Below are 21,756 nucleotides of genomic sequence, written 5' to 3' on the forward strand. Positions count from 1 at the left end.
GTCTCCGCTCCCGCTACTCACTCGGTTCCGCCGCGCAGGCGAGGTTCCGCGACGGGCGCTGCCCGGTGGTCAGGAACGTCGTCACTGCGCCGTTCGCGCACGTGTTGGGGCCGAACGGATAGATGCCGTGCCCGCCCTGGTCGGCCTTCACCATCGTGGCCCGCTTCCCGAACGCCCGCCGCAGCTCCTGGGCGCCGGCCAGCGGGTTCCCCGGGTCGCGCCCGTTCCGCACCATGAGCACGTTCGACGGGCCCCGCTCCCTGATGCGCACCGGCGGCTCGACCCGCTTGTCCGGCCAGAACGCGCACGGTCCGATGCCTGCCGCGGACCCGCCGAGCATCGGGTACCTCACCCGGTCGACCGCGACATTGCGCTGATACTCCCGGACCGTCCCCGGCCAGCGCGTATCCCCACAGATCACATGGAACCGGGCCGCCATGAAGTTCTCCATGCCGTCCGTCGACGGTGGGGTGTCGGGCGGCAGCGGCCGGTCCTTGTCGAGCGCCTGCCACATCTCGGCCACCAGGGGCGTGGACGCGTCGCTGTAGAGGCGGTCGAAGGTGAGCCCTCGGAACAGCGTCGCGTCCATGCCCTGGACCGGCTTCGCCTCCAGCCGCTTCGCGAGCTCGAAGAACTTCGCGGTCACCTGCTCCGGTGTGGTGCCCAGGCCGTACTCGGGGTGCGCGGCGGCGAACGCCGCGAAGTCCGGGAACCGGTCCTCCATCCCACGGGCGAGCGACCGCGTGGCCGTGACGTCGTACCCGCCGGGGCCCAGGTTGCTGTCGAGCACGATCCGGTCGCTGCGCTTCGGGAACATCGTCGTGTACACCGCACCGAGGTAACTGCCGTAGGACCCACCGAGGTACGAGAGCTTCGGCTCGCCCAGTGCCGCCCGGATCCGGTCCATGTCACGCGCGGTGTTCGCGGTGGTGGTGTGCGGCAGCATCCACGCCGTCCGCGAGGTGGCGCACTGCCCGGCGACGGTCCGCGCGTTCCCCGCCTCCCGCGCGACATCGGCCGCTGTGTGCGCGTACGGCGGCAGGTTGCCGCGGTTGCGCTGTGCCCGCGTCAGGTCGCAGGTCACCGGCGTACTGCGGCCGGTGCCCCGCGGGCCGAAGCCGATCACGTCGTAGGAGTCCAGCACGTCCTGCGGCAGCCCTGAGGCGGCGAGAGCGACTGGGTGGCCGAGACCTGAGATGCCGGGACCGCCCGGAGTGGTCAGCACACCGCGGCGCTGCGACGGCTTCTCGCTCGCCAGCCGGGAGATCGCGACGTCGATCTGCCGGCCGTCGGGATTGCGGTAGTCCAACGGGACTTCGAGTGTCGAGCACTCGAGACGGGGTGACGCGGCCTTACCGGGTGAAGCGGCCTTCTTCTCCGAGCACGGGCCCCACCGCACGGTGTCCGGCGTCGTCGCCGCGGTGCCGGGCGTCGCCACCGACATTTCCGGAAGCACGGTCAGCGCCACGGCGGCCGTCGCCGTGGTGGCGTCGAGGGTGAGGGACAAGGTTCTTCTACGCATCTGATGTCCTCCTGAGGGCGCACGGGGGCGCCGAAACGGGCATGCTCGGGACAACCCCGCCGCCGGCCGTTCAAGCGGACCAGCACGTCGATCCGGGCGGGGTCGTGGAGGCCGTGGGCGGCCAGGCTGAGCGCGTGGACGGCGAATGCTCTCCCCGGGGCGCGTGGGCACACATGCCGTAGGGGCGGGTCTGTCGTCCGGATGGGCGTCAGGTCGTTCCCCGGTCGCGGGTTCCCCCAAGATCTCCGGCCCGCTCGGTGGTCGGTTCCTTGCGGGTGTGTGCCCAGCCACCGGACACCATTGCGACGAGCGCGATGAGTCCGAGGAGGATCATCTGGCCGGTGAGGCCGCCGGGGACCCGGTTGAGGATGCCCCACAGCGGCTCGGAGCCCTGGTTGAGCAGAGCGCGGATCATCCCTTGGGCGGCCAGGGCTGTGATCACCATGCCGACCGCCTCAAGGGCCGTATAGCCGCCCTTGCGCATCGCGTTTCTCCGTCTGGTGTTCGGTTGTCTCGGCACGTGAACGAGTCTGTCCGTGCGGTGCGGCAGACACATCAGCCCTGCGGCTCGCAACGCCTTCGGCCGAAGGCGGGGCGGTGATTCGACTCTGGTCGGGGGCGCATCATCCCGCGGTCCGACTCACCGGCCGCGCGGCTTCGCGACAATGGCCGGGTGAACACGGACGCAGCGCCACGGCTCGGGTGGTGGCAGCAGACATGGCGGCTGGGTGCGGCCGCGGCAGTGGGGATACCGCTCTGGCTGTCCATCGGTGTGTTGCTGCGGGGGCAGACGGACGAAACGGGCTCGTGGTTCGTCATCGGTGATCCGCTGGTGGCTCTCGGCTGCCTGACGGCGCTTCTGTGGCGGCGGCGGTTCCCGCTCGCCGTCGCCATGACGGTCGTGATCGCCTCGACCGCGTCGGCACTCGCTTCCGGCGCCGCGTTTCTGGCGCTGGTTTCGATCTCCACGCGTCGTCGTCCGGTGGAGATCGGGGTCGTCGCTCTGGCCTTCGTGACCGCGTCACAGTTCGCCGGCGGGTTCTACCCGGTCCAGAGCTCGCCCGGCCTGTTGTGGTACCAGCTCGCGTTCCCGGCACTGATCGCGGGCATCGCGGTGGCCATGGGCATGGCCATCGGGGCACGGCGCGTCGAAGTGCGGTCCTTGCGGGACCGGGCGGAGAGCGCGGAACGTGAACAGACCGCACGGGCGGCGCAGGCACGGGCCCTGGAACGCAACCGGATCGCCCGCGAGATGCACGACGTGCTCGCGCACCGGATCTCCCTGGTCGCCATGCAGGCCGGAGTGCTGGACCACCGCAGCGACCTCACCGCAGAGGAAAGCCGCGTGCTGGTCCGCGGTATCGCCGACGGCTCCCACCAGGCCCTGGAAGAACTACGGGATGTCCTCGGTGTGCTCCGGGCCGACCCGGGCCGCCCGGAACCACCCCAGCCCTCCCTCGACCGCGTCCCCGAACTGATAGCCGAAGCCCGCACATCCGGACTGGACGTCACGCTCACCAGCACCGTGGCGGGAACACCGTCCGATGCCGTCGGACGGACCTGCTACCGGATCGTCCAGGAAGGACTGACCAACGCCGCAAAACACGCCCCAGGTGCGCACGTACACATCACCCTCGAAGGAACAGCCGGCGACAACCTCGGCGTCAGCGTCCACAACTCCCCCGCCACCACAGCAACCGCACAACCACCAACATCGGGATTCGGTCTGCTCGGCCTCACCGAACGCATCAGCCTCGCCGGCGGAGAACTCAGCCACCACCCCGCACCCGACAACGGATACGTCCTCACCGCGCGGCTGCCCTGGCCGAATCCCACCCACGAAAAGAGAGTATGAGTGGACAGCGAGCGGGAGCCGGTGGAGCCGGTGCGTGTCGTCATCGTCGACGACGAACAGCTGGTGCGCATGGCGCTGCGGCTCGTCGTCGACGGCGAACCGGACCTGACCGTCGTCGCGGAGGCGGCCGACGGGGACGCCGCGATCACCGTGGTGGACGAGCAGCGGCCGGACGTCGTGCTGATGGACGTGCGGATGCCCGGCCGTGACGGTCTCAGCGCGACCCGGGAGCTCCTCACCCGTCCGGCGCCGCCCCGGGTACTCATGCTGACCACATTCGACTCCGACGATCTGGTGCTCGGCGCACTGCGCGCCGGAGCACTCGGGTTCGTCCTCAAGGACACCCAGCCGTCGCGGATCCTCGACGCGGTGCGGACCGTCGCGGACGGCAACCCCGTGCTGTCCCCAGCGGCCACGGCACGGGTGATCGCCGCAGCCACCAGCCCGCGGTCCTCCTACGCTCGCGACTCATCCCGCGAAGCCGCGCGGAAACAGCTGTCCGCACTGACCGAACGAGAACTCGATACCGCTCGGGCCGTCGCGGACGGACTGGGCAACCCGGAAATCGCCGAGCGGCTGCACATCGGCGTCGCGACCGTCAAGGCGCACGTAGGCAACCTGTTCGCCAAGCTGGGGGTCGACAACCGGGTGCGGATCGCGCTCCTGGTACGTGACGCGGAGGAATGACCGGCCTCGCGCAGAGGGAGGCCGACGCTGCTCCGAGAGAGCGGGTCCGGGACGCCGCTTCCGGTCAGGTAGGGCTCCAAGATCCTGCGTGGCGTGGGCAGATCTGCACGCCTGATCGACGACCTCCAGGATCTCGCGGCAGCGGACGCCGGAGTCCTGAGGCTCCACCCCGAACCTCTCTTCGCCGCGGATTTGATGGACCAGGTGATCAGCGCACACCGCGCCGCGACCGTGAAGGCGAACCTCACCATCGCCCTGGCCGTCACCGGAGAACCACTGCTGTACGCGGATCCCGTACGACTGAAACAAGCTCTCGGGAATCTGGTGAGCAACGCCGTGCAGCACACGCCGTCCGGCGGCACGGTGACACTGACGGCGACCGTCGACGGCGACATGGTGGTCCTCGCGGTCAGCGACACCGGCCACGGGATCGCTCCCGAACATCTGGATCACGTATTCGAGCGGTTCTGGCGCGCCGACCCGTCCCGAAGCCGTAGTACTGGCGGCAGCGGGCTCGGACTCGCCATCGTTCACCAGCTCGTCCTCGCGCACGACGGCACCGTCGACGCGCGCAGTACCCCTGGCGTGGGCACCACGTTCACTCTTCGTCTGCCCACCCTGGCCTCCGAGGAGGAACACAGATCCCCCTACTGAATGTACAAGCACCGCCCTGCTCCCGAAGCCCGGTGAGAGCCGGGGAGGTTGTGGTGCGGTGTGCGGGTGGCGGCCGGTTGGCCGCGCCCTCACACCACGGCCACCTCGTGTCGTCGTCTTCTGCCTGCACCAGGCTTCCGACCGGCCCGGGAACGCCGGAGCCAACACGGCCGCGGGCCACATCGCGGTTCTGGACGACGCTCTCGCGCAGATCCCCGACGCACACCGGTACGGCACCGACATCCTCGTCCGCACCGACAGTGCCGGATCCGCGAAGCTCTTCCTCACCCACGTCCGAAACCTGCGAACACGCGGAATCCGCACCTCCTTCTCGGTCGGATACGCGGTCACCGAGCCGGTCCGCCGCGCGATCCGCGCCCTGCCCGACCAGGTCTGGCACCCCGCCCTGGACCAGGACGGCACCCTCCGCGAGTCCGCCGAGGTCGCCCGGCAACCCCGACTGAAACGCCGAGGCTGGTTACGAGAGACCCACACCCACCTGTCAACAAGGGCCGTCAGTTTCATACCAAGTCCCTTAACACCAGGACGAAACACCGCAGCAAGGCCTGCAGGCCCGCCTGGTGGAGGCGGGGGCGGCCCGGTCCGCTCTCGCGGAGCGGGCTCACCACAGCTCCACCTGAGCACGGACGGCTTATGCCGCCCGCTATCCCTGGTCCTCACGACGGGCCAGTGGGCCGACTGCATGCAGTTCGCCAGTCGAAGGTGACAAAGTCGCCGGCATCGACATCCGTGACGTCCGGGCCGACTTGTTCGACAACGCCTGGCGCCTCGTGGCCGAGGGGGAAGGCACATTGCCCGCGAGGCAGGCCACGCGCGAAGGGGGCGATCTCGCGCCGATGTGTTGGGCGAAGGGCGGCCCCTCCCTCCACGGCCGTGGGACCGTTCAACGGCGCTCCCACGGAGGCGTCGCTACAAAACCCCAGGTCAAAGCCGTTCAGAGCTCATTTTCGATGCACTAGGACCCACGTTCGCCACACCGCCGTGAGGCAAACGCCACACGCGAAACGCACCCGGAAAATGCGTTTCCGCAGGTCAGAACGTTTCCGCAGGGTAAAACTGGTGGGGCGGGTGGGACTCGAACCCACGGCCGACGGATTATGAGTCCTGAAACGGACGTGCCGGAGGCTGACGCCTGATGTCGGCGCACCCCGTTTTGCCTGCTCAGAGGGCACGCCCGCCCCCGCTCCCGTTCGGGCCGTACCGGCCCGTTCCGGTGCGTCCGTGACCACCGCCGTGACCACGTGACCACCGGAACGCCCCAGGTACGAGGCGGCCCCGCCCGGTGCTGTGAACACCGGCCGGGGCCTTGATCCGAACCCCTCCAGATCAGGGAGCCCGAACCCAATGCAGGACCGTATCCCAGACGGCCCCGTGCGCGAGCTGCTCGCCGCCGTCCTCGTCGCCCTCGACATACCGGCCCCCGCCACGGTTGGCGGCACCGAAGCACACGACCGGGTGCTGAACGACCGCGCCATGCACTCGAAGATCGCACTCCGCGACGCCCTCGACGGCGCTCCGCTCGGCGTCGAGTGGACCACGCGGTACCTCCGCAAGCACCTCGCCGAGTCCCCGCCCACCGGGTACGTCACCAGCGACCAGGCGCGCGCCACGCTCGCCGCAGGTAAGACGTGGTCCGAGGCCGTCGCCCTGCCCGGCGGTGAGCACCGGTGAAGCGCGACCCCTCCCATGGGCGGCGCTCGCCGCCGCCCTGGCCGTGACCGCGTCGGCCGAGTACGCCCTCGCCCGCGCCGCGGGGTTCGGCGAGTGGACGGCTGCGGCCCTACCCGCCGCCCTCGACATCTACGCCGTGCGTGCCCTGCGGGCCCGCCGGGACGTCGCCGCAGCCGTCGCCGCCATGATCGCCACGAACGCCGCCGCGCACCTCGTCGCCGCCGGCCTGCTGCCCGTCGACTGGCTTCTCGTCGTCGCCGTGTCCGCGATCGCTCCCCTCGTTCTGTGGCGGGTGCACCGGCTCGCCGACCACGTCGAGGCCGCAATCGAGACGCCCATCAAGCAACCTCGCGTCGAGGTCGCACCGGTCACCGTGCGGTCCGCATCGGGATCGGCGGGGCACCCCGCCGCGCTGACTGGCACGCCGCCCATAGAGGTGGCTTCCGAGCAGTCGCCTGACAACGACTGCGCTGATACCGTGCCGCAGGCATCGCCGCTGGTCATCTGTGGTGCCCACCACAAATTCCCGCTGGAGGGGCCTTCCAACGACACCGACGGTGGAGTGACCGTTTGGGAGTCCGAGCGGCTGTCCACCGGCGCCGCGCGCGTCGTCCTGGAATCGTGCTGGGCAACGGGCACCCCAGTTACCGAAGCGGCACGCCTCGCTACCCGCAGCACCTCATACGTGAAGAAGGTGTTCGCCCGTCTCAACGAGAGCTGCGACCCCGCTACAACGCACAAGGATCTCGCCCTCGCCGGAGAGGAGTGAGCGAATGAACCGCTCGGCGCCCTCGCCGTACAACGCCCCCGGGAGCCATCTTCGGAAAACGCCACCCGTTACGGACCACGAGGGTGTCAGGCTTGCGCCAACTGCCAATGCCGTAGCTGGACCAGACGGAGTCTTCATGGACCTGACGCCGCAGGAAGCGATGGAGCTGAATGCAGAGCGAGCACGCCTGTACGAGGAGCTAAGCCGAGACCGAGAGGAACAGCTTGCGAAACTTCGCCGTGAGGTCCAGCTCGCTGAGAACAGATTCAAGAGCGAGTTGAACAGCCGGAGTCAAGCGGCGGAGTTGGCGATCAAAGCTCGACGTCGTGTCGTGCTGATCCCTCCAGGGCCAGACCCCGACTGCTACCACTCCAGTGAGTCGCCCTGCGGCTACGTCAACGACAGATACCTCTCGGTGACGGAGCAGAAGGCGATTGAGCAGGGGTTGAAGCGACACGAGTACGGATGTCGATACTCATAGGGCAGGCCTCCCTCACGGTTGGTTCCCACTGGTCCGGGCACCTGACGAAGCGATCTGCCTGTCCAAATCGACGAACGTGCAGCCGTGCAGTGACCGGATAAGCTGCCCGGCGGTCACCCACCGAGCAGCCGAGTTCCCGTAGGGGACCACTCGCTGATCGAGCCGTTGTGGCGCCCCCAGGGCGGTCGGGGCCCACCGGCGGCCGAGTACGGCGCATGGGTCACTTTCGCGGACGCGTACGGCGACGTACCGGCCGCGGAGGTGCGGGCACAGATCGGCGGCCTGCCGCGCGCACGGCAGGCACACCGGAGGGTGCGCGGTCATCAGTCCATCGGGCCATCCGGTCCAGTCGGCCCGGTTGTCCTCCAACAGCCACAGGGTCCCGCGTCCGTCGCGGTCGGCCGGCGCCCCGCACACCTGACACAGTAGGTACGCCATCGCCTCGCGTTGCCTGACCGGGTGAACCTCCCCGAACCGTGGGCGGCCGACTCCGCGGGCGCGGGCGCGGCCGTTCCACAGGACGCCGTATTGGTCGCGGTCGTCGGGCTGCTCATCGGCGTAGGCGATGCCGTCGGCACGGCACACGAGACGCCGTTCCGCGGCCTTTTCGCCGGACCATGCGGCGATGTACGGCACGGGCAGTGCGGGCGCGATCATCCTGCGCGCCTGGCAGTGGTTGCGTCTCGGAGCGCACGGCGGAGCTGGGCGCCGGTCTCGCACTCGCGTTCGGGGCTGTTGCAGTCGGGGCAGGGGGGCGCGGCCTCGGTGCCGCCCGTGTGGTCGACGAGAACGCAGTATGCGGCCTCTTCGGCGGGTGACCAGGGGATGTGCTGAATGGTCAGGGCAGGTGTCCGTGTGGTCATGCGGGGACGGTAGGGACTGCGATTGCGCACCCGTATGGGGATTGCGCGTGATTGAGCATGCAGGGGCGCCGGTTGCTGCGGAATGCTCTGTAGCATCGGGCTATGCCAACGGGACCTTTGCACGACCGCGCCGTCAACAGCATCGTCAACGGTGAGATTACCCAGGAGATCTTCCCCTGCCGGTGCATGGAGGGTGATGATCACATCGAGGGTCCCACCTCGGTTGACTGCGAGGAAGAAGAACCCGAGGGCTACTCGTTCGCTGGAGCCGAGGAAATTTACCTCTCCAGCGGCATGGACGAGGACTACGACTTCCGCTAACGACCTCGGGAGCGGCGATCGGCTCGTGATAGAAGACGGACCGCACTGGTTGGGCGAGTTGTGACAACCGCTCTCAAGGTCGTTACAGAGGGTCAAGAGAGGCGCGAGCGCGGCCGACCAGGCGGCGTGCCAGTGGTCCATACTCGGCGGCCTCGGCGAGCCACTCCCACGCCCGTTCGTACAGGGCCAGGTCGTCATCACCGGTCAGCCACAGTTCCTCGCTGATCGTCTCGACGATGACCAACCGGCGGTCGTAGATCCAGAAGCCGTGCGGCGCGGTGCGTCGTAGTTGGGTACCGAACGGAAGAATGCCGATCTCTACGCGGCGTTGCCCGACGAGGTTGTACAGGCGGTCGAGCTGCTCGGCCATGACGTCGGCCGGGCATGAGCGGTGGTACAGGGCTGCCTCGCACAGCAGGAAGCGGAAACTCTTCTCCGGGTCGTACAGGGCCTCTTGGCGGCGCATGCGTGCGGCGACGGCGGCCTCGGTCGTCGGCGCGATACCGCGGAACTCCGCGTTGGTGTCGAAGATGACGCGGGCGTACTCCGGGGTCTGGAACAGACCGGGTATGCGGGAGACTTCCAGGCCCCTGATCATCGCGGTGTGCTCGGTCTGGCGTACCGCGATCTCCTGTCGGCCCCGGTGGCCTCCGGCTAGTTGGCGACGCCATGACCGGTGGCGCTGCTTCATCTCCAAGCCGGCGCGCAGCCCCTGCAACTCGCCTTCTGCGGCGGCCTGCTCGCACGCCTGCGCCCACGCCGTGAGATCGGCGCGGGTCGGTGTCTGCTTGCCGTTCTGCAACCGGGAGACCTTCGACGTCTGCCAGCCGAGTTTGGCGGCGAGGTCTTTGCCGTCGAGGCCGGCCTCGGTGCGCAGCTCACGCAGCCTCGCGCCGAGGGCTTCCCGGGCCGTCTGAAAGTCGCTGGTCACGCGCTGGAACGTACCTGCTCGGCGTAGTCGCTGGTAGGCGTGGCGTGGTGCCATGCGGCGTCGCGGGCCTGGCAGGCGGCGAGCACTTCGGCGGGGTCCTCAGTGACGTGGACGCCGAGGGTGGTGTCGTCCTCGCCGAACGCGAACCGGGCGAGGATCTTGGAGTCGAACAGCCAGAAGTCGTATTCGGGCAGGCGCAGCCGATCGGCGTCGGCGCGGGACAGGTTGCGGATGTCCTCGCCTGCGGCGAGGTTGCCGGGTGCGCTGGCGAGCAGGAAGCGTTGCCCCTCCGTGGGCGGGGTGTCGACGAGGCGGACGCGTTCGAACCTCTTGCCCTGGGCGGTCTGGGCGGCGACGTTCTCGCGCCACGGGTTGGGCGGCTCGGCGGCGATGTCCTCGCCGCTGAGCCAGCGTTGCCACTTGGGGCTGTTGCGGTCGGAGGCGTAGCCGCGGCGGGTCTCCAGTCGGAACGCGGTGTGCCGGAAGTCGCGGAACAGGTGGGAGATCGCGGAGAACGGCTGTAGCGGGGGCGTGTCGGTTCTGGGGGCGTAGCGGGTGAGGAGTGCTCGGGGGACGCGTACGAACGTCTCGGACGGCTTGACGTCGCGGAGCTGGGCGAGGTGCTCGGGGTCGGTCTCGCGGTCGCCCTGAACGAGGATTTCCTCGGTCTCCGGGATCTCGTACAGGGTGGGGCAGTCTCCATCGTCGCTGGTGGTGCCGATGAACCGTAGCGTCATGTCGCCCTCCGGTCGCCTGTGGTCGGATGACCAGGATGCGCCGGGTGGCTGCCGACTGCCCGGTGATTGCTGGAAATTGCGGACAGGTGAGCGGGCTGCTTGGTTGCGCGCAATCGGGGACGCGACGAGGCCCCGGCGGTGAGGGCGCCGGGGCCGATCATGCTCGGGTGCGGGGGCGGCCGACGAGGCGTTCGTAGTCGTCGGGCCACTCGGTGGCGAGTCGGTACCACTGCCAGGTGGTGAGGTGGCGAGCGTCGGCGAGGGTGGCCGGCGGGCGGAGCATCCGCGGCGCCGGGGGCTGCTCGTCGGCCTGGTCCTCGCGCTGCCCGTGATTCACGGCGCGGTGAACTGGGCGCCGATGACGGGTACCCGCTCGCACACCTTCTTCGCTCGCGCGGGCGCGTGGGTGCACGCCTCGCTCACAGGTCCGGCCGCATACGGGTCGTCAGCCGGGAGGGCGAGGGCGACCGCGGTTGCGACGGCGTCGGCCGGGCTGATGGCTCGCACCTGGGTCGGGGTGGTCTTGCCGACGGCGAGGGCGAGTTCACCGGCGTAGCCGCCGCGGCCGATGCCGTAACGGGCGCGGATGTCGGCGATGCCGGCCTGCTCGGCCTCGCGGCGGATCACGTCGACGCGTTCGGCCATCTCCTTGATGCGGCCGTGCCGGTCGGCGGCCGTGGCGTACAGGGCGGCGAGGGCGTCGACGGCGGTGCGCATCTTCACGGCCAGGTCCTCGGCGTCGTCCTGCTGGGCCAGGGTGGCGGCCTCGGCGGCGACGGTCTCGGCGCGCTTGTGCCGGTCGGCTTCGGCCTGGGCGGCGGCCTTCTTCTCTGCGGCCTTGATGCGGAGGCGGGCGAACACGCCGGCCTGCTCGGCTTCCGCCAGGGCGGCGGGGGTGACGGTGGTGTCGCCGTTCTCGACGGCGGCGCGCAGTTCGGCGGCGCGCTGCTCGGCGGCCTCGGCCTCGGCCTTGGCGGCGGCGGTGATCTCGGCGGGGGTGAGGGTCTTAGCCACGGTGGGGCTCCTTCGGGGGCTGGGTGGTGGGGCGTGTCGGGTTCGGCCCGGCGAGGTTGCGGGCGATCGCTGACGCGAGGGGGTTCGGCGGCTTGGCCTGGGCCTCGGCGGCCTGGCGCTGGATGCGCCGGCGGATCGCGTCGTCAAGCGCGGTCATGCGGCGGCTCCCTTGGTGGCGTCGGTGAGGAAAGCGCGCACGCGGTCGCCGTGCTGGTGTGCCTGCTCTGTGATCGGGCGGCGTACGAACTCGGTCTCGCCCATCGGGGTCCGCGGTTTGGAAGCGCCGGCGAGGTCGGCGAGCAGGGCCCCCAGCACACTGCCGCTGTGGAGCGGGCAGCGGGACTTGCCGGTGTCCACCGACAGGGCGAGCGGGTGGCCGTGCGCGTCGTAGCTCACGGTCGGCGCGGTCCGGGACGCGGTCGTCGGACGCGGTTCCTGTGTGGCGTACCCGCCGCCGTGCTCTACCCGCTCGTACCGGATGGTCGCCGGGGCATCGGCCTGGGCGAGCAGGCGGGCGGCCTCGGTCACCGTGTCGTCGTGCCGGTCGACGGCGGCGACGAGGGCGGCGAGGGCCTGGCGGGCGGTCTCGTACGCGTCGGCGACGGTGGCCGGGGCGGCTTGCTTGTCGAGCAGGGTCACGGCCTGCTCGGTGAGGGCCTGGCGGCGGGCCTGCTCGGCGTGCTCGGCGGCCTTGCGGGCCTTGCGCTGGGCGGCTTCGGCGCGGAGGCGTGCGAACTTACCGGCCTTCTGTGCGGTGTCGAGCTGCTCGGGCGTCACGCTGTCGTCGCCCTCGCGGACGCGTTCGGCCAGGTGCTCGGCGGCCTCGTCGGCGGCGACGGCCTCGGTTTCGGAGGCGAGGTAGGCGGCCTCGGCCTGGGCGGCCTCGTCGGCCGGCGTGGTGATGGTGGCGGCGGTCATGCTGCGGCGCTCCTTCCGTTGGTGCGGCCGTGCCGGTAGTCGTCGAGTGCGGCGCGGTCGATGAGCCATTGCGGGCCGACGCGACGGGCGGGGAGGGTGCCTCGGCGGGCGAGGCGCCGTATCCACTCGGCGGATGAACCGAGCAGGTCGGCGGCCTCGCCTGCCGTGACCAACCCAAGACGCCCATGCGCGTCGGGGTCCACGGTGCCCGCGTCGAGCGGTGCGGTTGCGTCGGCGGAACTATGGCCCGGGGGCGGGGTGCTCCGGACCTGTGCGGCCGTACGCAGGGCGTACAGAAACGCGTGAGCCTCGGGAGTGAGTGCGCCCCCGTCGGCACGCTGGCGTGCGGCCAGGTCGGCGACGAGGGCGCGGCGGACGGCGGGAACCAGGGCAGACGGCACGATCACGGACCCGTCGGCACGAACCAATGGCGCGGGGAACCTACGGATTCGGTATCCGGCGGTGGGGGTGTCATTGCTGGTCACGGTGGGGGTGCTCACGGGGTGGTCACTGGCGTGGCTACTCATCGGCGTCACCCCGGGGCGACTGTTCGATTTCGTCACCGCGCTGTGCGATTTCGGCGGCGCGGTGGGAGTCCTGGTCGAGGCCGGCGGCGGCAGCGATGCGGGCGGTGGCTTCGAGGGTGAGGCGGCCGGCGTAGTAGTCGCGGGTGATGCGGTCGAGGGCGCGATCAAAGGCGACGCGGGCGGCAGCGAACGCCTGCTCGCGGGGGATGACGTTGTCGTCGGTCATGCCGGCCGTCTGCCCCGTGAGGGCGGCCCAGTCCTCCTGCGCGTGAAGCTGGCCCGGGCCACTGGCGGCCGGGCTGAGGCGCCGTAGCTTGGCCGTGCGCCGTGCCTGTAGGCCATGGGCGCGCTGCTCGGCGAACGCGGCGCGGTCGGCGGCCTGCTGCTCCCGACGTGCGCGTACGGCGGCGATGCGGGCGGCTATGGCCTGCTCGACGTGGCTAACCACGGGCGGCCCCGTCCTGCTCAGCGGCGCCCTGGGCGATTCGTGCCGCGAGGGTCGGGTTCGAGCGGGACAACTTCCGCAGGGTGCGGGTCAGGTTCTCCTGCTCCTGGGCCAGTGCGGCGCGGTGCCGGGCCGACTTCCCTTCAGCCTCGGCCGCGTTCTTGGCGAGCCGTTCGAGGTGGCCGGCGGCCTCGGTGGCGATGCGTTCCACCACGGGCAGCAACTCGGGGTCGTGTCGTCGCCCCTCTCGGGCGAGGCTGGCCAGGGCGCGGCGGAACCCGCGGTTCGCGGCGTCGAGCCGGTCACGGCCGGGGTAGCCGCTCGGCTGCTGTTCGTCGGGGGTGGTGGTGCTGCTGTGCATGGGGTTGGTCCTCTCGTACATGTACGTGCGCCCGCGAGGCAATCCGGGGCGCGACCGGTCGCGGACGCGGTGGCTGTGGTTCAGGTGCGCGCGAGACACGACGTGCTGCGCGGCAACGTGGGGTGGGGGCTTCGGTCTGTCCACCTGTCCCCCCTCCAAGGGGTGGGGACAGTGGGGACAGGTCGCCCGTAGGTGCCCTGTCCCCTGCTGTCCTGTGGCTGTCCGGGACAGGTTTGACCTGGGCTTTCGGCTGTCCCTGTCCCGACGATCGGGACAGAGGGTTTGCCTTATTCCTCCTGTCCTGTCTGTGGGGTGTCTTCGAGGGTCTGCGGGGACAGGTGATCCGGGCTGTTCGTCCGGTTCTTGCGGTGCTTGGCTACGTCACTCAGGACCGCGTTTCCGGCCTGGATTCCGAGGCGGCTGCACTCGTTGCGGAGGCGGTCGCGTCCGGCGGTCGCGGGCACTCCTGCGGCGTCGAGGGCGGCGGCGATCTCTTCGACCTTGCCCGCGTAGCCGGTGTGCGCCTGGGCCTGCCCGGCAGTGTTGAGGCGGACGAGGACGACGGACGTGACGGGGCTTCCGTCCTCGTTGGCCTCACCGTCGAGGGCAATCGAGTGGATACCGAACTCCATGTCGTCGAGTTCGGCGTCGTCCTTCTGCTTGCCGGTCTTCAGCGTGATCACGGGGCCGGTGCCGGGTGCGTCCTTGCGGGTGACGCCCAACTCGGTTTGCAGGGCGCCCTTGACGGCCGTGGCGCCGCGGCTGCGGCCCTCGTCGTGGCCGGTGTGGTGCACGAGCAGGAGGCAGGCGCCGGATGCCGCGCGGAGCTGCTCCATGCGGTCGACGATGATGCCCATCTCGCTGTTGCTGTTCTCTTCGACGCCGACCGTGACGCGGGCCTGCGTGTCGACGATGACCAGGGCGGGGGTAAGGCGACGGCACACCTCGATGAGCACGAGCCATTCGAGGTCGCGTGCCTGTACGGGGCGGGGCAGGAATTTGACGCCGGTCATCTTCCGGCCGTGGTGCTGCTCCCACGCCCGGACGCGCTTGCGGATACCGCGCAGGCCCTCGGCGACGAGGTACACGACGGGTCCGGGTCGGGTGGCCTGGCCGTGCCATGTGGAGCCAGTGGCGACGCACGCGGCGATGTCGAGCGTCATGAACGACTTGAAGGTGCCGGACGGGCCGTAGATACGGGCGAGGGTGTCGCGGAACAGCACGTCGACGACGACCGGTTCAAGGGGCTCGATGCTGTCGAGGGCATCCGTGTCGAGCAGTTCGCCGAGCATGCCCGTAACGCGCTGCTCAAAGTGCTCTTCGGACGACAGTCCGGAGTGCTCCGGGTCGTCGCCGGTGTCCTGTTCGGCGCGGGCCTCGGCGACGCTCTCCAGGTGGCTGATGAGCTTGAGGGCGTTCGTCGGCGCGGTCATGGCGTGCTCCGGGGGTGCTGGGCGCCGGCACGCATGCCGGATGTGACGGTGGCCTCGACCTCGCGGTACGGGAGACCTACGGACTGTCCGGCGGCGTACAGGGCTTCGACCGCCAGGGCGGCGGGGAGCCGCCCCCCAGCGGCAAGCTGGGCGAGGCTGAACGAAGCGCGCACGAGGGCGTCGTTGCGGGTGCCGGGGTACGCGTCCAAGACGCGCTGCACCTCGTTGTGAAGCGCGGCGGCGACGTAGCCGGTGGTGTTCTTCACAGCCGCGGGCATGGCGACCGGACGGGCGGGCGTGGGCCGCCGGGTGGCGGCCTCGGCGAGCCATGCAGGCAGCGGTATGGGACTGGCCTCGCCGGGAGGCGTCAACCACACATAGGCGCTACCGCGGTAGGCCGAGGGAGGGGCAACGACGTACCCGCCGGCGGCGCGTACGTCCACCTTCCATCCGACCTTGGATGCACTGTTGCGCACCTCGTGTCCGTCGAGGGCGCGGTAGTAGAGGTGGGTGCCGCCCGACGTGGTGCGGACGGCGGGTGTGGTGCCGAACGGGTACCGGTCGCCGTGGTGTTCGTACAGCCGGGCGAGGGCGTCCTCGCCGGACACGACGCCGGGGGCGGGCGGGGTGTCGCCCTTGGCGGTGTCGAGGTCGACGACGACGAGGCCGGACGGGCCGCAGGCGACACCGACCCCGTACGGGGCGTACGACCAACAGCGCCGGATGCGGTCCGGGTCGGTTGTGGCGCGCTGCTCCCACTGCTCGACGGCCGGCCGCTTGTCGTTGGGACGGAGGGGGAAGACGTGCAGCCCGAGGCGGGCCAGGTCGAGAATCTGCTCGACGCGGCCCGCCTCGGCGGTGGTGGTGCTGTTCACGCTGCGGCGTCACCCCGCAGGTACAGGCGGCGCCGAACCTCTCCTGGGGTCCATCCGGCGGCGCGGAGACGTCGGTACTCGGCCCACAGCTCGCGCAGGGTGAGTCCGTAGTCGGAGTGTCCGGTCGGGGCGGCGTCGCAGTCGAGCGGGTCGCGGTGGAAGGCGTACGGACACCCGCAGGTGAGGGGCGGCGTGCGGTATCCGGCGGCCCGACGGCTGCGGAGCTGGGTGGGAATGGCCGAAGCCGGCCCCGCCGTAGCGGGACCGGTCTCGGTGTCGTGCGGGTGCTTGGTCACCGGCCGCCGCCGAGCGCGTCGACGAGCGCGGCTTCGATGGCGTCCGTGCTGGCGCCCATCTCGGCGGACGCGACCTCGAACAGGGCGCCGACGGTCACGAGACCGGCGGCGGCGGCCTGGGCGTCGCCGCGGATCACAGCGGCCCGGTACTTGTTCGCCTCGGCGGTCATCAGCTCGGCGAGCCGGGCGACGCCGGACGGAACCTCAACCGCGCCGGGCACGGGCACGAAGGTGTCAGCGCACTGGGCGGCGACCGCCGGGTCGGTGGCGCGGAGGTCCGCGTCGAGCAGGGAGACGGGGAAGGCGGGGGTGTCTGCGATGATGGACACTGCGTCGTTCTCTTTTCGTTTGCAGGGGCTCCGGGGTTCGTTTGGTCGCGATCCGGGGCCCTTGCTGTTGCAGGGGAAGGGTTGGCGCTAGGCCCTCGGCGTGGCGTTGGCGCGCCTGCCGGGGGCCGTTCTTCATGCCGCCGCGGGAACGGCTGCCGTCGGGTCCTCGATGCCGAGGACGGCGAGCAGGTCGGCCCGGCGGACGCGGTAGGCGTTTCCGAGCCGCAGGACCGGGACGGGGAACTCACCACGCCGGGCAAGTTCGTAGGCGAGGGTCCTGCCGCAGTGCAGAGCACGGCCGGCGGTGACCAGGTCGACGGAGGCCGGCAGCGCGAGCACTTCGGCGGCGGACAGGGCGCGGTTCACGCTGGCACCTGCCCCGCGGCCTGGTGCTGCTCGAAGCGCGTGAGTTCCGTCTCGGCGTACAGGACGCGGCGGCCGATTTTCACGCCCTTTGGCCCGTAGCCGATGTGGCGCCAGTAGCGGACCGTCGCCGGTGCGGTTCGGTACCGCTGGGCGACTTCTGCGGTAGTGAGGTAGATACCCACGGTGACCATTCCTCTCTGGGATGCATCGATCATGCTCGTTGAGCATTACATGTGTACCCGCTACCGTCAACCCAGGACAGCATGTACCGTGTATCCCTGTGACGGATAAACGCCAGCCAACGCAAGAAGAGAGCGCGGAGGTCGCCGCTCGGGTAGCGGCGCTCCTCCGAGAGCCAGATGGGCCGGAGCGTGTCTTCGGGGTCCGCCTCCGCGCCCTTCGGGAGCGTTGGGGCTACTCACAAGAGGAGTTGGCGCGTGTCATGCAAAGTGCTGGCTTCAAGTGGCAGCAGACAACGGCGGCGAAGACAGAGGCCGGCAACCGGCCTGTGCGGCTCAACGAGGCGTACGCCCTGGCCGCACACTTTGGCGTCACGGTGGACGACATCCTGTCTGAAGAGTTCATCAGCGGTGAGCTCGAGGAAAGTCTCACCGTTTGGAGACTCAGCCGATCGATCCTTGCCGCTACACAGATGCGGTTCGAGGCGCTGCAAGCGCACCGGAACGCCGTCGACTCCGAGCTGAAGGAGATCGGCGAGCTGATGACCGACCTCCTTGGTGCATTCGAGGACACGGGCAAGGAGGTGACCGGTCGGCTGCAACACCTGCACGATGAGGCAGACGCCGAGATCAAGAAGATGGCGGGAGAGGAATGAAGGGCTCGACGTACAAGCGGTGCAAGTGCCCTGCGCAGTACGACGCCAAGGGCAACCGCAAGAACTGCCGCAAGGACCACGGCACGTGGTACTACGTCGCCGACGTCGGCCGCGGCGCGGACGGCAAGCGGAAGCAGGTCCGCAAGGGCGGGTTCCGTACCTCGGACGACGCGGAAGAAGCGCTGAACAAGTTGCTCGCCAAGGTCGGCGAGGGCACCTACTCGTACGACGAGGGCATGAAGCTGTCGGTGTGGCTTGACCAGTGGCTTGAACTCAAGGAGCGGGAAGGCCGGCGCATCACGACGCTGCGGTCCTACCGGCACCACATCCGGGACTACATCAAGCCGCACATGGGGCACATACGCCTGCGGGACCTCCGGGCCTCGCACGTCGACCGCATGGTGACCGCGATCAACGACGGGCACCTGTCGAAGACGACCGTTCGTCGGGTGCACGCGACGCTGTCGAGCGCGTTGCAGACGGCGGCAATGAAGGACCTGATCGCGTTCAACGTCGCCAGGAAGGCGACGCTCCCACAGGCCGCGGAGACAGAGGTCGAGCCGTGGACCGGTGAAGAGCTGGGCAGCTTCCTCGACTCGATCGGCGGGCACCGCCTCGGCGCCATGTTCGAGGTGATCGCGTATACCGGTCTGCGGCGCGGTGAGGCGCTGGGCTTGCGCTGGGATGATGTCGACCTCGCCGGGCGGACGCTGACTGTGCGTCGACAGGTGGTGCAGGAATCCGGGCGGAAGAAGCAGAAGCAGGCGCCGGCCCCGTGCCCGTACTGCGACGCCGGGCACCTCGGGATGTCCTTCGGGGCCCCGAAGACGAAGACCAGCAAAGGCCGCGTGATCGAGCTGGGGGACGACGTGGTCGGCGCGCTGCTCGCGCATCAGCTCCGGCAGCAGTCGGAGCGTGAGACGTGGGGCGACGCGTACAAGGATCACGGGCTCGTGTTCGCCAGTGAGGACGGCAACCCGCTACGGCCCGATGCGGCGACGCGGTTGTTCGCGGCCTTGGTCGACGATGCCGGCCTGCGGCGGGTGCGGCTGCATGATCTGCGGCACGGGTACGCGTCGCTGCTGCTCGCCGGTGGCGTGCAGCTGGAGACGGTGTCAAAGATGCTCGGGCACTCCGGCATTCAGATCACATCGAAGGTGTACGCCCACCTGCTGCCCGGTGAGGCGCGGAAGGGTGCGGAGCGCGCCGCGGCGCTCATCCCCCGCGCTCGGAAGACTCCGGCCGACGACGCACCGGCGGACCCGTGTGACCACTCTGTGACCACCCCGCCGACGGAATCGACCCCGTCGCCTGCCCGGGATGCGGAGACGACCCCTTCCGCAGCAGGTCAGAACGTTCCTGCCGCCGAGGCTTGTGGTGGGGCGGGTGGGACTCGAACCCACGGCCGACGGATTATGAGTCCGCTGCTCTAACCGGCTGAGCTACCGCCCCAAGCGGCGTGTCGCGCACAGGTGTGCGTGCCGTCTGCCGCAGCATAGCCGCTCATACGATCTCCTGCCTCGATGATCGACTAGGCACGGACCCCCTCGCGACCCCGAAGACTGCCCCGGGGCCCGCACGGCTGCTCCGGGCGGTGGACCAGGACGCGAACCGGGCATGAAAAAGGACCCCCACGGGGTCCTCGTTCAGCATGCTCCCCCGACTGGACTCGAACCAGTAACCTGCCGGTTAACAGCCGGCTGCTCTGCCAATTGAGCTACGGAGGACCGAGCTCCCCCGACTGGACTCGAACCAGTAACCTGCCGGTTAACAGCCGGCTGCTCTGCCAATTGAGCTACGGAGGAATGCACTCGTCTGCATCGAACGCACCTACCTGGGTATTCGCCAGGGGGCGCGCGCTCGCTGCGACACATACATTAGCGCAAGCAGGGGGGTGCTTCGCCAATCGGTACTCCCCGGCGCCGTCGCCGCACCGAAGACCTGTGCACAACCGCACACAGTCCTACGCAAGGGAAGGGTGGCCGCATGCGTTACCGGCTCACGTTCGTCACTGGAGTCGTCCTGGGTTACGTGCTGGGCACGAGGGCCGGACGCGAGCGCTACGAGCAGTTGAAGAAGTCGGCGCAGCAGTTCGCGCGGAACCCCGCCGTGCGCAACACCGCGGAGACCGCGGCCCAGCAGGGCCGGGACATCGCGGGCCGGGCGTACCACGTGGTGAGTGACAAGATGGGCGACCGCATGCCCGACTCGGTCTCCCAGCGGGTGCGCGCCCTGCGCGAGCGCACCGCGCAGGGTGCCGGCGAGGACGACTGGGGCACGAGCAACACCTGACCGGGGCACCGGTGGGACCCGGCGGGGAGCCCGCGGTGGACCGGCCCGGCGTCGCGACGTCGCCGGGTACGGCAGAATTTTGGCCATGGGGATAGTCGCCGGGTTGGACAGTGCGCCCGATTTCACTCGTATCGTCGTCTGTGACGCGGACAGCGGGACCGTGCTCAAACAGGGGTATGCGCCGCATCCGGTGGACAATCCCCAGGGCACGGGCCGGCCGTCCGACGTCGATCCGCAGAACTGGCTGTACTCGCTGGGCGAGGCGGCGGGCGGCGGGCTGCTCGAGGGCGTCCAGGCCATCGGGGTGTCCGCGCAGGCGAACGCGCTGGTGCCGCTGGACTCCCAGGGCAACACCGTGCGGCCCGCCATGGTCGGTGCCGACAAGCGGACCCAGGTCGCCGCGGCCGATCTGATCGACGCGCTCGGCGGCCGTGAGGCGTGGGCGCAGGCGGTGGGCAGCGTGCCGCAGGCCTCGCACCCGGTGACGAAGCTGCGCTGGCTGGCCCGTACGGAGCCCGGGAACGCGGCGCGCACCGCCGTGCTGCTGCAGGCGCACGACTGGCTGGTGTGGCAGCTCCTGGGCCGTCCGGTGCGCCGGACCACCGACCGGGGCGGCGCGTCCGGCACCGGTTACTGGGCGGCGGCGACCGGGAACTACCGGGCCGATCTGGTGGAGCTGGCGCTCGGGCACCAGACCATGCTGCCGGAGGTGATCGGTCCCTCCGAGGCGGCCGGGGCCACCCCGGAGGGGCTGCTGATCTCGGCGGGCACCGGGGAGACGATGGCGGCGGCGTTCGGGCTCGGGATCGGTCTGGGTGACGCGGTGGTGTCGCTGGGCGCGTCGGGCTCGGTCATGGCCGTCCACCCCGAGGCGCTCTACGACCCGAACGGCATGATCACCGCGCTGGCGGACGCCACCGGGATGCATCTGCCCGTCGTCACCACGCTGAACGCGGTACGGACCCTGCGCGGGGCCGCGGAACTGCTCGGGCTGCCCGATCTGGAGAGCCTGTCCGATCTGGCGATGAAGTCGACGCCGGGCTCGCACGGGCTGGTGCTGCTCCCCTACCTGGAGGGTGAGCGGACGCCGAACCTGCCGCACACCGCCGGGACCCTGTCGGGGCTGCGGCGCGAGTCGATGAAGCCGGAGCACCTGGCGCGGGCCGCGTTCGAGGGCATGCTGTGCGGGCTCGCGGACGCGCTGGACGTGATGCGGGGGCGGGGCGTGGAGGTCCGGCGGGTGTTCCTGCTGGGGCAGGCCGCGGAGCTGCCCGCCGTGCAGGCGGCGGCGCCCTCGCTGTTCGGGGCGCAGGTGGTGGTGGTGCAGCCCGCGGACTACGCGGCGATCGGCGCGGCCCGGCAGGCGGCGTGGGCGCTCGGGGTGTCCCGGGGCACCCTCGACCCGCGGACACCGCCGGTGTGGCAGGGCGCGGCGGCGCAGGTGCTGGAGCCGGGCGACGACCTGGCGGTGGGGCAGGCGGTGCGCCAGCAGTTCGTGTCGGTGCGCGAGCAGACCCACCCGGGGGCGTTCCGGATGTGATCCGGATGTGGGC

The 21,756-nt window shown here is 70.3% G+C and carries 28 protein-coding genes, 3 tRNA genes and 3 pseudogenes; 12 read left to right on the forward strand and 22 right to left on the reverse strand.

All coding sequences use genetic code 11. The features are described from left to right. Window positions 1-13 precede the first annotated feature (13 nt). Together ACFWVE_RS00670 and ACFWVE_RS00675 are read right to left on the reverse strand one after the other, a co-directional pair. Window positions 14-1,522: an alpha/beta hydrolase gene (locus ACFWVE_RS00670; RefSeq protein ID WP_384006758.1), complete on the reverse strand. Its 1,509-nt coding sequence runs from the start codon at window positions 1,520-1,522 to the stop codon at window positions 14-16. Between the two features lie 208 nt (window positions 1,523-1,730). Further along, entirely contained in the window at window positions 1,731-1,967 is a 237-nt protein-coding gene (locus ACFWVE_RS00675; RefSeq protein ID WP_384006761.1) for a hypothetical protein, read from the reverse strand. A gap of 228 nt (window positions 1,968-2,195) precedes the next feature. On the opposite strand from ACFWVE_RS00675, the gene ACFWVE_RS00680 reads away from it, so the two are divergent. From ACFWVE_RS00680 to ACFWVE_RS00695, 4 genes and pseudogenes are all read left to right on the forward strand, one after another. Beyond that, window positions 2,196-3,377 carry a sensor histidine kinase gene (locus ACFWVE_RS00680; protein ID WP_384006764.1) on the forward strand — a complete coding sequence of 394 codons (1,182 nt, stop codon included), beginning with the start codon at window positions 2,196-2,198 and terminating at the stop codon, window positions 3,375-3,377. Continuing rightward, window positions 3,378-4,064 (forward strand): response regulator, encoded by a 687-nt coding sequence (locus ACFWVE_RS00685; RefSeq protein ID WP_384006767.1) that lies wholly within the window; start codon window positions 3,378-3,380, stop codon window positions 4,062-4,064. Window positions 4,065-4,172: 108 nt separating this feature from the next. Continuing rightward, window positions 4,173-4,718: pseudogene (locus ACFWVE_RS00690) on the forward strand (sensor histidine kinase); the annotation flags it as partial. A 142-nt stretch (window positions 4,719-4,860) separates the two neighbouring features. Next, a pseudogene (locus ACFWVE_RS00695) lies at window positions 4,861-5,163 on the forward strand (IS1380 family transposase); the annotation flags it as partial. A 232-nt stretch (window positions 5,164-5,395) separates the two neighbouring features. Here ACFWVE_RS00695 and ACFWVE_RS00700 read toward each other — a convergent pair. Continuing rightward, window positions 5,396-5,638 (reverse strand): alcohol dehydrogenase catalytic domain-containing protein, encoded by a 243-nt coding sequence (locus ACFWVE_RS00700; protein ID WP_384006770.1) that lies wholly within the window; start codon window positions 5,636-5,638, stop codon window positions 5,396-5,398. Window positions 5,639-6,083: 445 nt separating this feature from the next. Here ACFWVE_RS00700 and ACFWVE_RS00705 point away from each other — a divergent pair, with 445 nt between their 5' ends. The 3 genes from ACFWVE_RS00705 (at window position 6,084) to ACFWVE_RS00715 (ending at window position 7,660) form a co-directional block, all read left to right on the forward strand. Beyond that, the gene (locus ACFWVE_RS00705) at window positions 6,084-6,410 is read left to right on the forward strand and encodes a hypothetical protein (protein WP_384006773.1); all 327 of its coding nucleotides are present in this window, start codon (window positions 6,084-6,086) and stop codon (window positions 6,408-6,410) included. Beyond that, window positions 6,397-7,179, forward strand: coding sequence for a hypothetical protein (locus tag ACFWVE_RS00710; RefSeq protein WP_384006776.1), 783 nt, complete (start codon window positions 6,397-6,399; stop codon window positions 7,177-7,179). Before ACFWVE_RS00705 ends, ACFWVE_RS00710 begins: the two co-directional genes overlap by 14 nt. 136 nt (window positions 7,180-7,315) lie before the next feature. Next, entirely contained in the window at window positions 7,316-7,660 is a 345-nt protein-coding gene (locus ACFWVE_RS00715; protein ID WP_384006779.1) for a hypothetical protein, read from the forward strand. 653 nt (window positions 7,661-8,313) lie between these two features. On the opposite strand, the gene ACFWVE_RS00720 is transcribed toward ACFWVE_RS00715, so the two are convergent. Continuing rightward, the gene (locus ACFWVE_RS00720; protein WP_384006782.1) at window positions 8,314-8,523 is read right to left on the reverse strand and encodes a hypothetical protein; all 210 of its coding nucleotides are present in this window, start codon (window positions 8,521-8,523) and stop codon (window positions 8,314-8,316) included. 102 nt (window positions 8,524-8,625) lie between these two features. Between ACFWVE_RS00720 and ACFWVE_RS00725 the strand changes: the two genes are divergently transcribed. Further along, window positions 8,626-8,844 carry a hypothetical protein gene (locus ACFWVE_RS00725; protein WP_141658488.1) on the forward strand — a complete coding sequence of 73 codons (219 nt, stop codon included), beginning with the start codon at window positions 8,626-8,628 and terminating at the stop codon, window positions 8,842-8,844. Between the two features lie 82 nt (window positions 8,845-8,926). Here the strand turns inward: ACFWVE_RS00725 and ACFWVE_RS00730 are convergent, their stop codons facing one another. The 15 genes from ACFWVE_RS00730 to ACFWVE_RS00800 form a co-directional block, all read right to left on the reverse strand. Further along, entirely contained in the window at window positions 8,927-9,775 is an 849-nt protein-coding gene (locus ACFWVE_RS00730; RefSeq protein ID WP_384006785.1) for a helix-turn-helix domain-containing protein, read from the reverse strand. Continuing rightward, window positions 9,772-10,512 (reverse strand): DUF6879 family protein, encoded by a 741-nt coding sequence (locus ACFWVE_RS00735; RefSeq protein WP_384006788.1) that lies wholly within the window; start codon window positions 10,510-10,512, stop codon window positions 9,772-9,774. Before ACFWVE_RS00735 ends, ACFWVE_RS00730 begins: the two co-directional genes overlap by 4 nt. A gap of 157 nt (window positions 10,513-10,669) precedes the next feature. Next, the gene (locus ACFWVE_RS00740) at window positions 10,670-10,849 is read right to left on the reverse strand and encodes a hypothetical protein (RefSeq protein ID WP_384006790.1); all 180 of its coding nucleotides are present in this window, start codon (window positions 10,847-10,849) and stop codon (window positions 10,670-10,672) included. Continuing rightward, window positions 10,846-11,526, reverse strand: a complete 681-nt coding sequence (locus tag ACFWVE_RS00745; protein ID WP_384006793.1) for a hypothetical protein — start codon at window positions 11,524-11,526, stop codon at window positions 10,846-10,848. Before ACFWVE_RS00745 ends, ACFWVE_RS00740 begins: the two co-directional genes overlap by 4 nt. After that, entirely contained in the window at window positions 11,519-11,683 is a 165-nt protein-coding gene (locus ACFWVE_RS00750) for a hypothetical protein (protein ID WP_384006796.1), read from the reverse strand. Before ACFWVE_RS00750 ends, ACFWVE_RS00745 begins: the two co-directional genes overlap by 8 nt. Then, window positions 11,680-12,444 carry a hypothetical protein gene (locus ACFWVE_RS00755; protein WP_384006798.1) on the reverse strand — a complete coding sequence of 255 codons (765 nt, stop codon included), beginning with the start codon at window positions 12,442-12,444 and terminating at the stop codon, window positions 11,680-11,682. The genes ACFWVE_RS00750 and ACFWVE_RS00755 overlap by 4 nt, the downstream gene beginning before the upstream one ends. Further along, complete coding sequence (locus ACFWVE_RS00760; RefSeq protein ID WP_384006802.1) at window positions 12,441-12,851, reverse strand: helix-turn-helix domain-containing protein; 411 nt, start codon at window positions 12,849-12,851, stop codon at window positions 12,441-12,443. Before ACFWVE_RS00760 ends, ACFWVE_RS00755 begins: the two co-directional genes overlap by 4 nt. 112 nt (window positions 12,852-12,963) lie before the next feature. After that, window positions 12,964-13,419: a hypothetical protein gene (locus ACFWVE_RS00765; RefSeq protein ID WP_384006805.1), complete on the reverse strand. Its 456-nt coding sequence runs from the start codon at window positions 13,417-13,419 to the stop codon at window positions 12,964-12,966. Then, window positions 13,412-13,777: a hypothetical protein gene (locus tag ACFWVE_RS00770; protein ID WP_384006808.1), complete on the reverse strand. Its 366-nt coding sequence runs from the start codon at window positions 13,775-13,777 to the stop codon at window positions 13,412-13,414. Before ACFWVE_RS00770 ends, ACFWVE_RS00765 begins: the two co-directional genes overlap by 8 nt. 287 nt (window positions 13,778-14,064) lie before the next feature. Then, window positions 14,065-15,210: an AAA family ATPase gene (locus ACFWVE_RS00775; RefSeq protein WP_384006810.1), complete on the reverse strand. Its 1,146-nt coding sequence runs from the start codon at window positions 15,208-15,210 to the stop codon at window positions 14,065-14,067. Beyond that, window positions 15,207-16,085 (reverse strand): bifunctional DNA primase/polymerase, encoded by an 879-nt coding sequence (locus ACFWVE_RS00780; protein ID WP_384006813.1) that lies wholly within the window; start codon window positions 16,083-16,085, stop codon window positions 15,207-15,209. Before ACFWVE_RS00780 ends, ACFWVE_RS00775 begins: the two co-directional genes overlap by 4 nt. Next, on the reverse strand, window positions 16,082-16,381 hold the full coding sequence (locus ACFWVE_RS00785; protein ID WP_384006816.1) for a hypothetical protein: 300 nt from the start codon (window positions 16,379-16,381) through the stop codon (window positions 16,082-16,084). The genes ACFWVE_RS00780 and ACFWVE_RS00785 overlap by 4 nt, the downstream gene beginning before the upstream one ends. Continuing rightward, the gene (locus ACFWVE_RS00790; protein WP_384006819.1) at window positions 16,378-16,710 is read right to left on the reverse strand and encodes a hypothetical protein; all 333 of its coding nucleotides are present in this window, start codon (window positions 16,708-16,710) and stop codon (window positions 16,378-16,380) included. The genes ACFWVE_RS00785 and ACFWVE_RS00790 overlap by 4 nt, the downstream gene beginning before the upstream one ends. Window positions 16,711-16,842: 132 nt before the next feature. Beyond that, on the reverse strand, window positions 16,843-17,076 hold the full coding sequence (locus tag ACFWVE_RS00795) for a hypothetical protein (protein WP_384006822.1): 234 nt from the start codon (window positions 17,074-17,076) through the stop codon (window positions 16,843-16,845). Continuing rightward, window positions 17,073-17,258, reverse strand: coding sequence for a helix-turn-helix transcriptional regulator (locus ACFWVE_RS00800; protein ID WP_384006825.1), 186 nt, complete (start codon window positions 17,256-17,258; stop codon window positions 17,073-17,075). The genes ACFWVE_RS00795 and ACFWVE_RS00800 overlap by 4 nt, the downstream gene beginning before the upstream one ends. Before the next feature lie 20 nt (window positions 17,259-17,278). On the opposite strand from ACFWVE_RS00800, the gene ACFWVE_RS00805 reads away from it, so the two are divergent. Both ACFWVE_RS00805 and ACFWVE_RS00810 read left to right on the forward strand, forming a co-directional pair. Continuing rightward, window positions 17,279-17,911, forward strand: a complete 633-nt coding sequence (locus ACFWVE_RS00805) for a helix-turn-helix transcriptional regulator (protein WP_384006827.1) — start codon at window positions 17,279-17,281, stop codon at window positions 17,909-17,911. Beyond that, window positions 17,908-19,074: pseudogene (locus ACFWVE_RS00810) on the forward strand (tyrosine-type recombinase/integrase); the annotation flags it as partial. The gene ACFWVE_RS00805 and the pseudogene ACFWVE_RS00810, both read left to right, overlap by 4 nt. A gap of 212 nt (window positions 19,075-19,286) precedes the next feature. Here the strand turns inward: ACFWVE_RS00810 and ACFWVE_RS00815 are convergent. The 3 genes from ACFWVE_RS00815 to ACFWVE_RS00825 form a co-directional block, all read right to left on the reverse strand. Beyond that, a tRNA-Ile gene (locus ACFWVE_RS00815) sits at window positions 19,287-19,363 on the reverse strand. Window positions 19,364-19,565: 202 nt separating this feature from the next. Then, window positions 19,566-19,638 (reverse strand) — tRNA-Asn (locus tag ACFWVE_RS00820). A gap of 5 nt (window positions 19,639-19,643) precedes the next feature. Next, window positions 19,644-19,716: transfer RNA gene (locus tag ACFWVE_RS00825), tRNA-Asn, on the reverse strand. Window positions 19,717-19,897: 181 nt separating this feature from the next. Here ACFWVE_RS00825 and ACFWVE_RS00830 point away from each other — a divergent pair. Both ACFWVE_RS00830 and ACFWVE_RS00835 read left to right on the forward strand, forming a co-directional pair. Next, window positions 19,898-20,203 carry a YtxH domain-containing protein gene (locus ACFWVE_RS00830; RefSeq protein WP_384006830.1) on the forward strand — a complete coding sequence of 102 codons (306 nt, stop codon included), beginning with the start codon at window positions 19,898-19,900 and terminating at the stop codon, window positions 20,201-20,203. Between the two features lie 85 nt (window positions 20,204-20,288). Further along, on the forward strand, window positions 20,289-21,743 hold the full coding sequence (locus tag ACFWVE_RS00835) for an FGGY-family carbohydrate kinase (protein ID WP_384006833.1): 1,455 nt from the start codon (window positions 20,289-20,291) through the stop codon (window positions 21,741-21,743). Window positions 21,744-21,756: the final 13 nt, after the last annotated feature.

Origin of the sequence: Streptomyces sp. NPDC058632 (assembly GCF_042717095.1) — a bacterium.
GTDB lineage: Bacteria > Actinomycetota > Actinomycetes > Streptomycetales > Streptomycetaceae > Streptomyces.